We start from the raw sequence: 12,914 nt of genomic DNA on the forward strand, positions 1-12,914 counted from the left end.
TCAACCGCCGCAACTCGATCACAAGGTTCCGGCAACCATAAACGGATTGGTAAGACCGCCCTGCGTATCTTTCCCTCAAGAAGAGATCGCGAAGACACAGTCTTGGGTCCCGTTCGTGCGCCACGGCGCGAATCGGCGGCAGCATCTCGAACACACGAACCGAGAGTGCCGCAAATGCCGCAAGCGTTTACGTCGATCCGAGCTGCCGCAAAACGCATGTCTCGGTCCCTGATGGCGGCGGCGCTCGGCAGCAGCGTGCTACTCAACGCCTCGATCGCGCATTCGCAGGCAGCCGACGAGCGGTACTCGGCCATCGTCATCGATGCGAGCAACGGCAAGGTCCTGTTCGACCGCAGCGCCGACGAGCGGCGCTATCCCGCCTCGCTCACCAAGATGATGACGCTCTACATGCTGTTCGACGCGCTCGAGAGCGGGCGCGCGACGCTCTCTACCCCGATGAAGGTCTCGGCCTACGCCGCGGCTCGCCCCCCGTCCAAGCTGGGCATGAAGGTGGGATCGACGATCTCGGCCGAGGAAGCCATCTTCGGCCTGGTGACGCGTTCTGCCAACGACGCGGCCGTGGTCATCGGGGAATATCTCGGCGGCACCGAGACGCGCTTCGCCGAGATGATGACGGCCAAGGCTCGCAAGCTCGGCATGTCGCGCACCACGTTCCAGAACGCCAACGGCCTGCCGAACAACGCACAGATGACGACGGCGCGCGACATGGCGACGCTCGGCATCGCGCTGCGCGAGCATTTCCCGCAATATTACAAGTACTTCAGCACCCGGAGCTTCAAGTTCCGCGGCCAGACGATCGGCAACCACAACCGCCTGCTCGGCCGCATCGACGGCGTTGACGGGATCAAGACGGGCTACATCAACGCCTCCGGCTTCAACCTCGTCACCTCGGTGGTGCGCGGCAACAAGAAGCTGGTCGCCGTGGTGATGGGCGGGCGCACCGCTCGCTCGCGCGACGACCACATGGCCGAGCTCGTCACCAAGTATCTGCCGAGCCTCAGCTCCGGCAACGGCTCGGCGCTGATCGCGTCCTACAGCCCGAGCGCGCGCGGCCCGTCCGTCGCCAGCCACGTCGCCGCCCTGCCCGCCAGCGTTCCCGTGCCAACCCGTCGCATCGCTTCCTCGGCGATCAACGAGCGCGTCGCGGAAGCCTATGGGTCGAACGCGACCGGCGCGATGAACGCCATCACCGCGCCGAGCCGGCGCCCCGTAGTCGGACGCGACGCGATCCGCGAAGCGCTCGAAGCCAACGACGGCGGCTCGCTCGGCACCGTCGCCACCGCGCTCGCTTCGCCCGGCCCCGTGCCGCGCGCATCGATCCCGAACGTGGTGACGCGCACGTCCTCGCCCGTACCCTCGACCCGCACGGCGGCCATCCAGCCCTCGTCCGGTTGGGTGGTGCAGATCGCGGCGACCCCGGTGGAAGCCACCGCCTACGATATCCTGGCCGAAGCCCGCCAGCGCACGGGCAGCGCGCTCGCCAGCGCCAGCCCCTTCACCGAGGCCGTTTCGAGCGGATCGCAGACCCTCTACCGCGCGCGGTTCTCCGGCTTTGCCGACAAGGCCGCCGCCAATGCCGCCTGCGAAGCGCTGAAAAGCCGATCCTACGCCTGCTACGCGATCGCGGCGAACTGATCTTCATCAGGCCCGGCACCGGCCGGGCTCCATCCATCTTCCATGTCCTCAGCGCGTGCCTTCGCGAACGAACCCGCACGCCCTGCAGCCGTCAGCATGACCCGAGGCGACCCATGACCTTCGAAACGGAAAGCACCAATCTCGTCCATTTGGAAGCCAAGGCGTCGGTGGTCGGGCTGCACCCACTGAACCAAGCGGCATCGCGCCTTTCCGACTATCGCGACGGCCGGACGCGCCTGCGCGCCAAGGACCTCGTGGGTCTCCTGCTCTGCCACGGCGCCCGCGCTTGGCGTTCGTCTCAGCCCCGCGCCGAGCTTCGTCTCAGCGTCCAGTCCTCAAGCGGTCGGCCGGCGGTTCGGATCGCCTTCGACGCCTGAACGACAGCCCCGATTTTAGAGGAGCCCGAGTTCCACGAGTTCGCGCTGTAGCGCGGGGGGCAGATCTGCGAGATCCGCCTCGCTCGCATCGGAGGGGGCATCGTCCCCGAGAAGATACCGCCATCCCTGGAAAGGCCGCCTCAACAGCGGCCGCGTCCGGTAGAACTCCGAACGCAGGACGATCCGGCAGCGCTCGATGCCGTCCTCCGTCCGGATCGGATCGAACCGCAGGATCGGCTGGCGCACTTGCACCTGCCCCTTGATCACCCAGTAGAGAGAGCCGCCATCGAGGATCTCGGACGCCCTCTTGGGCGTCACACGGGTAATATGCCCCTGTTCGGCGCCGGGAACGCCGGCCAATCGTGCCTGAACGTGCGCCTGCAGGTCTTCGACGCTTTCGACACCGACGCAGAGCTTGATCATATGCAGGGGCATGGGGCAGGTTTTGCGTCCGCGCATGCGATCCGTCAAGGACGGCGCGCGTCCGCCCTTGCGAACGGTCGGGCGGCATAGGACAAGGACGCGAACTTCCGACCGTTTCGAGGCTTGCGATCCGGCCCATGCGCATCGATCAGATCTTCGATCTTCCCAACCTTCTGGCTTTCATCGCGTTCGTGGGCGGTTGGATCGCTTATTCCTTCGTCGTGGAAATGCCAGCGCTCGCGCATCGGGGCATGAGCCAATTGATGAACCGTCAACGCGAGGTCTGGATGCGCACGCTCCTGCGCCGCGACCTCCGCATGATCGACACGGCGATCATGGCCGGACTCCAGCAGGGAACCGGCTTCTTCGCGTCCGCCTGCATCTTCGCGATCGGTGGCTGCTTCGCGCTTCTCGGCTCGGCGCAACAGATCGCCGCGATCGTCACCGATCTGCCGTTGCAGGGCAGCTTCGAGCGTTCGCTGGTGGAAGCGAAGCTCCTGGGGCTCGTGACGATCTTCGCCTACGCCTTCTTCAAGTTCGGCTGGGCCTATCGCCTCTTTAACTACTGCACCATCCTGATCGGCGCGATCCCGATGCGCCAGGAGGCCGATGCCGAACCGGACGTCGCCGAAGCGGCCTTGCAGCGCGCTCTGACGATGAACCGCATCGCCGCCCGCCACTTTAACTCGGGCCTGCGTGGCATCTTCTTCGGTCTCGGCTATCTCGGCTGGTTCATCGGGCCTTGGGTGCTGGTCGGGACCACGAGCCTCGTGATCCTGATCCTCGGCCACCGACAGTTCTATTCCGACGCCAACCGCTGCCTTTCGTGAGTGCGATGAAGCCGAAGTTTTCCGCCGAGACCCTTCGTCAGACCATGTTGCGCATGGTGGAGGAGCGAGGGCCCGACAAGACGGTGTGTCCATCCGAAGTCGCACGCGCGCTTGCTGGGTCCAACGAGAAGGAATGGCGGCTTCTCATGCAGCCGATCCGGCAGGAAGCCGTTCGGCTGGCCGAAGCCGGCAATCTGGTGATCAAGCGCAAGGGCAAGCCCCTGGCGCCGGCAGATCTGAAAGGGATCTACCGGCTCGCCCCGAAGGCGTGAGCGTCAGGGCGCGGGAAACAGCGCGTCGGTCTTTCCCGTCAGCCGGTACACGACCAGTCCGAGATACTCGCGGATCGCGAAGTGAACCTTCTCGAGGTTGCGCACCGTTGCGCTGGAAGGGCGGTAGAGGGCGCTTCCCGACGGGGTCTGGTAGTCCGTCGGGTAAGGCACGACGTCGAACCCGGCGATGCGGAAGCATCCGATCGAACGCGGCATATGCGCCGCCGAGGTCACGAGAACCCAGGTCTCTCCCGGCTTCGGCTGCGCGATCTCGCGCGTAAAGAGCGCATTTTCGGTCGTGTTGCGAGATCGGTCCTCGAGTTCCAGCCGCTCGGGCGGCAGACCGAGTTCGTCGAACATCTTCCGGGCCAGCGAACTTTCCGTCACGTCCTCCTCGAACATCGCCGCAGCACCTCCAGAGAAGACGACGCGCGCGTTCGGGTAGCGCCGCGCCAGCGCCAGCGTCGTGGTGATGCGATCGGCGGCCTCGTTTAGTTCCGCCACGCCCCGCGTACGCCCGATCCGCGTATCGAACGAGCCGCCGAGAACCACGATGCCGGCAACGTTCTCCGGCAGATCCGGCTTGGGGAAACGGTTCTCCAAAACGCTCAGCATCAGGAGGCCGAGCGGCGTGAGGCTGACGACTGCCAGGATCAGCAACGAGGTCGACACCAACCCCATCCCGAGCCTGGGAGACCGGAACAGGTAGGCCACGACGCCGGCCAGCCCCACGAGCAGAATGATCACGAGCGGCTGGACGAGATACCAGGCGATTTTAGACAGAGCGAAGAACATGAAGGCCTATGCTGGTGGAATGCCGAAGCACGCGGACAAAGCCGTTTCCTATCGCTCGTCCCAATGCGGGGCAAAGGACGGATCGACCAACCGGCGACGATTCCTGGACATCTCACGAAGCGTTGCGCGATCGCTCTCCGTCAGCTCGAAGTCGAAGACGGAGAGGTTCTCGGCCAGCCGATCCGGGTTGGAGGTGCGCGGGATCGCCCCGACGTTCGGTTGCTCGATCTCCCAGCGCAGCACGACCTGCGCCGGCGTACGGCCGAGCCGCTCCGCAATCTCGACGACGTCCGGGTCGGTGAGCAGATCCTTGCCCTGCCCGATCGGCGAATAGGCGATCAGCGCCATGCCGAGCCGCTCGCAGGAGCGCAAGACCTCTTCCTGCGACAGGCGCGGATGATACTCGACCTGATTGCACACGAGCGGACTTGCGGAGGCCGCCGCTGCCTGCTCCAGCATGCGGCTCGGAAAGTTCGCGACGCCGATATGATGCGTCAGCCCGCGATCCTTGACCTGGTTCAACGCCGCGATCGACTGCTCCAAAGGAACGTCGGCGTTCGGCCAATGGATCAGCAGGAGATCGACGGGCCCGACGTCGAGTGCCGCCAGCGCGTCCTCCGCCGTGCGGAACAGCTTGTCCGAGCCGATATCCTCCCACCAGATCTTGGTGGTGACGAAGAGGTCGCCCCGTGCGATGCCGCTTGCCCGTATTCCCTCGCCGACCTCGCGCTCGTTTCCATACATTCGGGCCGTATCGATATGACGATACCCGGCACCGATCGCGCGCTCGACCATGTCGACGCATTGGCTGCCGTTCAGCTTGTACGTCCCCAGCCCGATCGCCGGGATCCTCGCGCCGTTCGCCTCGATGATCTTCATTCCGCCCCAAGCTCCGTTTCCGGCACACGAAATTCAGTCGCGCCGCATTCGCCATTCAGATAGGCGGTTGCGGATGAGGACCAGAGGACGCTCCGATGCGTGAACAGCCCGCTCCGACATTCGGCTCGCGAATCGAGGCGCTCGACGTGGCACGCGGCGTCGCCCTTCTCGCGATGGCCAGCTACCACTTCACCTGGGACCTCGAGTTCTTCGGATACCTCGATCCCGGCTTCGCCCAGGTCGGGGGCTGGCGCCTTTACGCACGCGCCATCGCGACGAGCTTTCTCGTCATGGTCGGCATCGGCCTGCATCTCGCTCACGGTCGGAACGTGCGCTGGCCCTCGTTTCGCAAACGCCTCGTTCAGATCGTGGCGGGCGCGGCGGCCATCAGCGTCGCCACCTATCTATTCACCCCTGCGACCTTCGTCTTTTTCGGCATCCTGCACTTGATCGCGCTCGCCAGCGTCCTCGGTCTCGTCGCCATCCGACTGCCGGCCATCGTCAACTTAGGACTGACGGTCGTCCTCGTCCTTCTCCCAGCCTATGTCTCGACGCCCTGGACGGACCCTCGCTGGCTCGCCTGGATCGGTCTCTCGGCCGATCCGCCGATCTCGAACGATTTCGTGCCGCTCGTCCCCTGGCTGGCACCGGTGCTGACCGGTATCGCGACAAGCCAGTTGTTGGAGCGTTTCGGCGGGTGGGCCACGCTGCGGCGCATAAACGGGCGCTTCGGCCCTGCGCACTGGCTCGGCCGCCTCGGCCACCATTCCCTGGCGTTCTACCTCATCCACCAACCGGTCTCGATCGGGCTGATCGCCCTGGCGGCCTACATCGCGCCGCCGGACCAGACCGCCGCCTTCGATCGCAGCTGCCGGCAGAGCTGCCTCGAAACGCGCGACGGAGGGTTCTGCGATCGCTATTGCGGCTGCGTTCGCACGACGCTCGAGAAGGACCAGCTTCTCGCCGATCTTCTCGCCGGGCGCTTGAACGAGGACCAGCACCAGTCCGTTCGCCGGACGGTGGATCAGTGTTCGTTCGCGTCCGAGCCCTGACGAATCAGGAACTCGGCGGAATGCCGAGCTCGGCCATGCGGGTCAGGCAGGCCTCTTCCGCCTGATCGAGTTCGGCCAGCAGGTCCTCGATATCGCGACGCTTCTGTTCCAGTTCGGCGCGCCGCTCGCCGATTCGCCGGGCGATTGCGCGCAGTTGCCCCGCTTCGCCGGGCGGCGTGCGGTACATGGCCATGATCTCCCGGATTTCGGCGATCGAGAACCCCAGGCGCTTGCCGCGCAGGATCATCTTCAGCAGCTGCCGGTCGGAATGCCGGAACAGCCGGGTGCGACCGCGCCGAATCGGCGAGATCAGGCCCTCGTCTTCATAGAAGCGGATGGTGCGCGTGGAGATGTCGAACTCCCGCGTCAGCTCGGTGATCGTGTAGTAATCGCGCATGCCAGGCCCCTCTACGGCACCAGGACACAAACCAGTTTCCCGAAGAAGTCAAATGACCGCATCGCAAAGCAAACGTCCACAACCATGAACATCGTTGCTTCGTATAGGGATAGGTGAGTATCCGGCGACCTTGTCGCCGGGAAAGGCTGGTGCGGTCGAGAAGACTCGAACTTCCACGGGTTGCCCCACAGCGACCTCAACGCTGCGCGTCTACCAATTCCGCCACGACCGCACGCCGTGTTCCGATCGGGTAGTGATCGGGCCGGTCTGTCTCGACCGGTGGCGGCGATGTAACAAACGACTCCCGACCGCACAAGCCTTTTTCGCGAGGGCTTCGCGATATCTTTTCCGCCAGTCGATGTGGGGCGTGGTTCCTCGTGTTTGCACCGCGCTCAAGGGAGCGCTATCTCCCGGAAATGGATGCGCCCATTCCCCGCGATGCCCTGGCCGGAGACCTCTTCCTTCCGCGCGCCGACACCCCGCCTGTCGAATGGACGGTGTTCGACGGTGCCATGGAATACCCTGCAGCCGTCGCCTTGATGGAACAACGCGCGGCGCTCGTGGCAGGCGGACAGGCTCCCGAGGCGGTCTTCCTCGTCGAGCACCCGCCTCTTTATACGGCAGGCACGAGCGCGCAGGCATCCGACCTTCTCGACGGCGCCCGGTTTCCCGTGTTCGCCTCCGGTCGCGGTGGCGAATACACCTATCACGGGCCCGGTCAGCGGGTCGCCTACGTCATCCTCGATCTGAAGCGTCGCCGCCAAGATGTGCGCGCTTTCGTAGCTGCGCTGGAGCGCTGGGTCATTTCGACGCTGGGCGACTTCCATATCAAGGGCGAGCGACGCGAGGGCCGCGTCGGCGTGTGGGTGCGCCGGCCGGAGCGTCCGCCCACGATCGAGGGCGAAACGGCCGAGGACAAGATCGCCGCGATCGGCATCCGCATCCGGCGCTGGGTCTCGTTCCATGGAATCAGCTTGAACGTCGATCCTGATCTCGACCATTTCGACGGCATCGTGCCCTGCGGCATTCGCGGACATGGCGTCACCAGCCTGACCGATCTTGGCATTCCGGTCACGATGCTGGAAGTCGATAGTTTTCTGCGCGCGCGCTTCGAGGAAGTGTTCGGCGCGACGGTTCCCGTGACCGGACAGCTTTCAGGACCAGCGGCGGACGTCCTCAATGGCTGATGCCGTGTCCGCCCCGATCCGTGTTCTTGTGGACGCCGACGCCTGTCCGGTGAAGGACGAGGTGCTGGACGTCGCCGGCCGGTTCGGTGCGGCGGTGGTCCTCGTATCGAACGGCGGAATGCGCCCCTCGCGCTATCCCGGCGCGCGCATCGTCAATGTGCCGAGCGGCGCCGATGCGGCGGACGACTGGATCGTCGAGGACGCCACACGTCGCGACGTCGTGATATCAGCCGATATTCCGCTGGCTTCCCGCGCGCTGGAGAAAGGGGCGAGCGTTCTGGGTCCCGACGGCCGGCCGTTCTCGCCGGAAAACATCGGGGCAGCCCTGTCCTTCCGGTCCTTCAACCAGCATCTGCGGGAAACCGGCGCCTCCTCCGGGTACAACAAGCCCTTCGGTCCGGCCGATCGATCGCGGTTCCGGCAGGAATTGGATCGCTTGCTGCGCCGACTGACCTCCGAGCCGGCTGCGTCTGAACCGACGTAGAGACCGTATCTCCAGGACGACAACTCCCGGGATCATCGTCGATGAAACTCTTCGCACGGCGCGACGGCCCCCTGGTCCATCGTCAGGCCTTCATGACGCGGATAACGCATTGGGCCTGGGCGATCTGCCTTTTCTTTCTCCTCCTGTCCGGCCTGCAGATCTTCACCGCGAGGCCCGATCTTTATGTCGGTCGCCAGTCCGGCTTCGCCTTCGACAATTCCGTCCTCAGCATCGGTGCGGGTTTCGAGGGGTCGCGGCTTCGCGGCTACACGACGATCCTTGGTCGCACCTTCGACACGACGGGGCATCTGGGCGCCATCGAGGACGCGAACGGCAACCTCCAGCAGCAGACCTTCCCCGGTTGGGCCACCGTCCCCTCCTACCGCGATCTTGCGACCGGTCGCGTGGTGCATTTCTTCTTCGCTTGGGCGCTTACCGGAACGCTCCTCGTCTGGCTCGTCTCCAGCCTTCTCAACCGACACCTGACGCGCGATATCGTGCCAAGGCCCGGCGACCTTCGAGCGCTTCCGCAGGATGTGACGGACCACGCCCGGCTTCGCCTTCGCCATGAGCGGCGCTACGGCCCGCTGCAGAAGCTTTCCTACTTTGCCGTCCTCGTCGTCCTGCTGCCGTTGATGGTCGCCACGGGCCTGACCATGTCTCCCGGCGTCAACGCCTTCGCCCCTTGGATGCTGGATCTCTTCGGCGGACGACAGACGGCGCGCACGATCCATTTCGGCGTGATGCTGCTGCTCCTCGCCTTCTTCGTCGTTCATATCGCCATGGTCGTGCTCGCCGGCCCGTTCAACGAGCTTCGATCGATGATCACCGGCTGGATGCGCGTGGACGAGGTGGAGAGCGAACGATGACCCTTCGAACCGATCGTCGTCGCTTTCTCATGGGCGCTGCGGCCGCCGCCTCTACCCTTCCTATATCGGGATGCTTCGATCCGCTCGTCGGCGGCGATTCGCAGGTACGCGACGTTCTGGCGAAGGCGAACGATCTGACCTACCGGGCGCAGCGCCTGCTGTTGGGCAGCGACACGCTCGCGCCGGAGTTCGCGAAGTCGGACATCCGCCAGCCGATGCGGCCGAACGGCTCCACCAATCCTCAGGACGAGCCCTATCTCGCGCTCGCGCGAAATGCGTTTTCCGGCTACCGCCTTTCGGTTTCGGGTGCCGTCAAGCGCACGCTCTCACTCAGCCTCGACGATATCCACGCCATGCCCGCGCGAACGCAGATCACGCGCCACGACTGCGTCGAAGGATGGAGTTGCATCGCGGAATGGACCGGCACGCCGCTCGGTGCCGTCCTGGATCGTGCGGAAGTCCTTCCGTCCGCGCGCTATGTCGTGTTCCTGTGCTTCGATACGCTGGCCAACAGCTTCACCGGCCCTGTCCGCTACTACGAATCGATCGACCTGCAGGACGCGCGCCATCCGCAGACGATCCTTGCCTACGGCATGAACGGCACCGCCCTGCCCGTCTCCAACGGCGCGCCGCTGCGCGTTCGCGTCGAGCGGCAGCTCGGCTACAAGATGGCCAAATACATCCGCGCCATCGTCGTCACCGACAATCTCGCTCCCTATGGCGAAGGCGGCGGCGGCTTTTGGGAAGATCGCGGCTACGACTGGTTTGCAGGGATCTGACTAGCTTCGTAGCAGAAGCGCGGCGGCCCGCATGTCTTCGAAGCGCGATGTCCGCCGAGCCTTGGCCTCCTCGTCGTCGCCCCAAAGCTCGATGTTCCAGTCTTCGTCGACATGGGCGGCGTGCCAAGCCTCCGCTTCGCCGAGATGACCTTCCGACACAGCCAGGGCAAGGAGAAGCGATCCGGTCAGCGTCGTGATCTGATGGATGGCGGCGAGGCGGAACGGGTCCGCTTCGGAACGGAGCCAGGCGCGAAGCGCATCCAGCATTTCAGGCGACTGTGCGACGTGCATCACGCCGCTGGCGACCGCGACCTTGATTCCGAACCGCTCTTCCGCCCAACGCAGGACCGGGTCCCAGATTTCCCGCTGACGCGCGACCAGCCGGTCCGGGCCATCGGCCCGGTAGGCCAGGAGATCTGTCTCGGCGTAGCGTCCCAGGTCCTGCCGCGTCAGGTCGAGGTTTTGGGAAACGCCGTCGAGAACCGTGTTGACCAAGCGGGTCACAGGCATCGTGGCGGGGTCGATATGCGTTCCCTGCGCCTGCCACTCGGCCGCGATCGCCTCTGCCGCCTCGCGCTTGCGCACGGCGAGAAGCGCGCGCGCGGGTGTACGCACCCCGCGCCCGTCCAGCCTGATCTCGAAGCCAGCCTCCGTCTCTTCGACGGCGACCTCCTTGTAGAATCGCTTCGGCAGTTCAGGCTTCTGGATCGTGTCGGACATGGGCTCGGTCTACGTGTTCGTGGGGTTCGGTTTCAAACCTGCGTTTCCAGCGTGAACGCCGGCCGGAGCTCGAGCCATTCCTCCAGCAGTTCGGAAAGCTCGCCCATCGTGGCCGCCACGCGACCTGCGCCAGCGGCCGTCAGCGCCCCGACCGGCTGGGCGCCCCAGGATACGCCGATCGCCGATGCCTTGGCTGAGACGGCCATCTGCATGTCGAAGATCGCGTCCCCGACGACGACGCAATCGGCGGGCTCGATACCAAGCTCGGCGCAGCATTCGAGAACCATGGCGGGATGCGGCTTCGACTGGCAATCGTCCGCCGTGCGGATGGCGGCGAAGACGCCGTCCAGCGCATGCGTCTCGATCACGGACCGTACGCCGCGTCGCGACTTGCCGGTGACCATGCCGAGAAGCACGTCCTCTCGGCGCGCTAGGCGGCGTAGGAGGTCTTCAGCACCGGGAAACAAGGCTTCCGGAAACGTTCCTGCCGCACGAACTCGTTGGAATTCCGACTTGTAGAGCGCCACCATTCGGGGAAGCTCTTCCGCCTGCAGGGTCGGTGCCAATTGGTGGATGGCGAGATCCAGCGAAAGGCCGATCACGCCGCTCGTCGCGGCGTCGTCCGGCACCGGTAGACCGGCAGCGGCAAAACATTGCCGCATCGTGCCGATGATCAGACCGAAGCTGTCAGCCAGCGTTCCATCGCAGTCGAAGAGGATGGCCTTCATCGTTCAGTCGTTCTCGGCCGTCTCGTCGAAGCCGAAGAGGTTCCAGGTCTGGACCATATGCGGCGGCAGCGGGGCGATCTGGTCGATCATGCGCCCGCCGTTCGGGTGGGGAATGATGATGCGCCGGGCATGCAGGTGCAGCCGGTTCTGCACGCCGCCGGGAAACTCCCAGTTGGTGTCGTGCTCGAAATATTTCGGATCCCCAAGAATCGGGTGGCCGATATGGGCGGCATGGACGCGGAGCTGGTGCGTGCGCCCGGTCCAAGGCTCCATCTCGATCCAGGCGAACTGCTGCGCCACCTGGTCGATGATGCGATAGTGCGACAGCGCATGATCGGCGCCGTCCTCCCCGTGCTTGGCCACGCGCATCCGGTCACCATCGAGCGTCGGTTCCCTGACGAGGTAAGTCGAGATCCGCCCTTCGCGTGGGCTTGGCGCACCCTTCACCAAGGCCCAGTACTTTTTCGTCGTGTCGCGCTCACGAAACGCCTTGGTGAGCGACACGGCCGCTCCGCGCGTGCGAGCGACGACGAGGATGCCGGACGTGTCGCGGTCGATACGGTGGACGAGCCGAGGCTTCTCACCCTTCTTGCTGCGCCAGGCTTCCAGCATGCCGTCGACGTGGCGCGAAACGCCCGAGCCGCCCTGCACCGCGAGCCCGGCGGGCTTGTTGAAGACGAAGACCTTCTCGTCTTCGTAGATCAGCATCTGCCCGAGAACGTCGCCGTCGTGCTTGTCGCGGATCGTGTTGGCCGTCAGCACCGGCGTCTTCAGCCGCGCGGCGTCCGCGCCCATCGGCGGCACGCGAATGAGTTGCCCGGCTTCGATGCGCGTATCCGTCTTCGCTCGCCCGCCATCGACACGGACCTGACCCGAGCGCAAAAGCTTCTGCAGGTGGCCGAAGCCGAGGCCGGGATAATGCAGCTTGAACCAGCGATCGAGACGCAGTCCCGTCTCGTCCGGATCGACCCTGATCTGCTCGACTGCCGACATCACCACTCACCTCGCGCCGTTCCTGTCAGGCGATACAGCATCGCGGCCGAAGCGGAAACCTCGAAGCCTTCGCAGCTAGACGATCTGCCGCGCGAGCGAAGCACCGAGGAAGAAAGCCAGAAGCCCACCGCTGACCGAAAGCAGCGTGTAGAGCACGGACGAAACCTCCGCCCCCTTCGTCCAAAGCGCCATCGCATCCAGCGTGAAGGACGAGAACGTGGTGTAGCCGCCAAGAATCCCGACCATCAAAAACACCCTCAATTCCGGCGAGGCGTCGATCTTGCGGGCGAAGAGAGCCACGAGAAACCCCATCATCGCCGATCCGGTGATGTTGACGAACATCGTCCCGTAGGGAACCGCCAACCCGAACCATCGTGTGGCACCCAAGCCCACCGCATATCGGGCCGTCGAACCCAAGGCTCCGCCGAGCGCCACGAGCGCCAGATTCAGCATGGAAGTCCCCCTTCTTCTCC

At 65.1% G+C, this 12,914-nt stretch carries 17 protein-coding genes and 1 tRNA gene; 9 read left to right on the top strand and 9 right to left on the bottom strand.

Translation table 11 applies throughout. The annotated features are described in order from the left end of the window. The first annotated feature begins 174 nt into the window (after positions 1-174). Entirely contained in the window at positions 175-1,656 is a 1,482-nt protein-coding gene (locus H7A85_RS03675) for a D-alanyl-D-alanine carboxypeptidase family protein (protein ID WP_182084559.1), read from the top strand. A gap of 113 nt (positions 1,657-1,769) precedes the next feature. Next, on the top strand, positions 1,770-2,033 hold the full coding sequence (locus tag H7A85_RS03680; RefSeq protein WP_182084560.1) for a hypothetical protein: 264 nt from the start codon (positions 1,770-1,772) through the stop codon (positions 2,031-2,033). A 15-nt stretch (positions 2,034-2,048) separates the two neighbouring features. On the opposite strand, the gene H7A85_RS03685 is transcribed toward H7A85_RS03680, so the two are convergent. Continuing rightward, on the bottom strand, positions 2,049-2,468 hold the full coding sequence (locus H7A85_RS03685; RefSeq protein WP_182084561.1) for a DUF1489 domain-containing protein: 420 nt from the start codon (positions 2,466-2,468) through the stop codon (positions 2,049-2,051). A 125-nt stretch (positions 2,469-2,593) separates the two neighbouring features. Between H7A85_RS03685 and H7A85_RS03690 the strand changes: the two genes are divergently transcribed. Together H7A85_RS03690 and H7A85_RS03695 are read left to right on the top strand one after the other, a co-directional pair. Continuing rightward, positions 2,594-3,286 (top strand): DUF599 family protein, encoded by a 693-nt coding sequence (locus H7A85_RS03690; protein WP_182084562.1) that lies wholly within the window; start codon positions 2,594-2,596, stop codon positions 3,284-3,286. A 5-nt stretch (positions 3,287-3,291) separates the two neighbouring features. Further along, a complete protein-coding gene (locus tag H7A85_RS03695) occupies positions 3,292-3,558 on the top strand; it encodes a DUF3253 domain-containing protein (RefSeq protein ID WP_182084563.1) in 267 nt (88 codons plus the stop codon). 3 nt (positions 3,559-3,561) lie between these two features. On the opposite strand, the gene H7A85_RS03700 is transcribed toward H7A85_RS03695, so the two are convergent. Together H7A85_RS03700 and H7A85_RS03705 are read right to left on the bottom strand one after the other, a co-directional pair. Further along, positions 3,562-4,353, bottom strand: a complete 792-nt coding sequence (locus H7A85_RS03700; RefSeq protein ID WP_182084564.1) for an ElyC/SanA/YdcF family protein — start codon at positions 4,351-4,353, stop codon at positions 3,562-3,564. 48 nt (positions 4,354-4,401) lie between these two features. Further along, on the bottom strand, positions 4,402-5,232 hold the full coding sequence (locus H7A85_RS03705; protein ID WP_182084565.1) for an aldo/keto reductase: 831 nt from the start codon (positions 5,230-5,232) through the stop codon (positions 4,402-4,404). Positions 5,233-5,327: 95 nt separating this feature from the next. Here H7A85_RS03705 and H7A85_RS03710 point away from each other — a divergent pair, with 95 nt between their 5' ends. Next, positions 5,328-6,284 carry a heparan-alpha-glucosaminide N-acetyltransferase gene (locus H7A85_RS03710; protein ID WP_182084566.1) on the top strand — a complete coding sequence of 319 codons (957 nt, stop codon included), beginning with the start codon at positions 5,328-5,330 and terminating at the stop codon, positions 6,282-6,284. 4 nt (positions 6,285-6,288) lie between these two features. Here the strand turns inward: H7A85_RS03710 and H7A85_RS03715 are convergent, their stop codons facing one another. Together H7A85_RS03715 and H7A85_RS03720 are read right to left on the bottom strand one after the other, a co-directional pair. Next, positions 6,289-6,681, bottom strand: a complete 393-nt coding sequence (locus H7A85_RS03715; protein WP_182084567.1) for a MerR family DNA-binding transcriptional regulator — start codon at positions 6,679-6,681, stop codon at positions 6,289-6,291. A gap of 147 nt (positions 6,682-6,828) precedes the next feature. Continuing rightward, a tRNA-Leu gene (locus H7A85_RS03720) sits at positions 6,829-6,913 on the bottom strand. 184 nt (positions 6,914-7,097) lie between these two features. On the opposite strand from H7A85_RS03720, the gene lipB reads away from it, so the two are divergent. The 4 genes from lipB to H7A85_RS03740 are packed head-to-tail and all read left to right on the top strand — an operon-like array spanning position 7,098 to position 10,000. Further along, entirely contained in the window at positions 7,098-7,868 is a 771-nt protein-coding gene (gene lipB, locus H7A85_RS03725; protein WP_182084568.1) for a lipoyl(octanoyl) transferase LipB, read from the top strand. A 4-nt stretch (positions 7,869-7,872) separates the two neighbouring features. Further along, a complete protein-coding gene (locus H7A85_RS03730; RefSeq protein ID WP_182085051.1) occupies positions 7,873-8,352 on the top strand; it encodes a YaiI/YqxD family protein in 480 nt (159 codons plus the stop codon). Positions 8,353-8,393: 41 nt separating this feature from the next. Further along, positions 8,394-9,221: a cytochrome b/b6 domain-containing protein gene (locus H7A85_RS03735; protein WP_182084569.1), complete on the top strand. Its 828-nt coding sequence runs from the start codon at positions 8,394-8,396 to the stop codon at positions 9,219-9,221. Continuing rightward, complete coding sequence (locus H7A85_RS03740; protein ID WP_182084570.1) at positions 9,218-10,000, top strand: molybdopterin-dependent oxidoreductase; 783 nt, start codon at positions 9,218-9,220, stop codon at positions 9,998-10,000. The genes H7A85_RS03735 and H7A85_RS03740 overlap by 4 nt, the downstream gene beginning before the upstream one ends. On the opposite strand, the gene H7A85_RS03745 is transcribed toward H7A85_RS03740, so the two are convergent. The 4 genes from H7A85_RS03745 to crcB form a co-directional block, all read right to left on the bottom strand. Continuing rightward, positions 10,001-10,720, bottom strand: a complete 720-nt coding sequence (locus H7A85_RS03745) for an ATP12 family protein (RefSeq protein WP_182084571.1) — start codon at positions 10,718-10,720, stop codon at positions 10,001-10,003. Positions 10,721-10,752: 32 nt separating this feature from the next. Continuing rightward, positions 10,753-11,448: an HAD-IA family hydrolase gene (locus H7A85_RS03750; protein WP_182084572.1), complete on the bottom strand. Its 696-nt coding sequence runs from the start codon at positions 11,446-11,448 to the stop codon at positions 10,753-10,755. 3 nt (positions 11,449-11,451) lie between these two features. Then, a complete protein-coding gene (locus H7A85_RS03755; RefSeq protein WP_182084573.1) occupies positions 11,452-12,441 on the bottom strand; it encodes an RluA family pseudouridine synthase in 990 nt (329 codons plus the stop codon). Between the two features lie 75 nt (positions 12,442-12,516). Next, positions 12,517-12,894 (bottom strand): fluoride efflux transporter CrcB, encoded by a 378-nt coding sequence (gene crcB / locus H7A85_RS03760; protein WP_182084574.1) that lies wholly within the window; start codon positions 12,892-12,894, stop codon positions 12,517-12,519. Positions 12,895-12,914 lie beyond the last annotated feature (20 nt).

Origin of the sequence: Aureimonas sp. ME7 (assembly GCF_903970965.1) — a bacterium.
Taxonomy (GTDB): Bacteria; Pseudomonadota; Alphaproteobacteria; order Rhizobiales; family Rhizobiaceae; genus Aureimonas.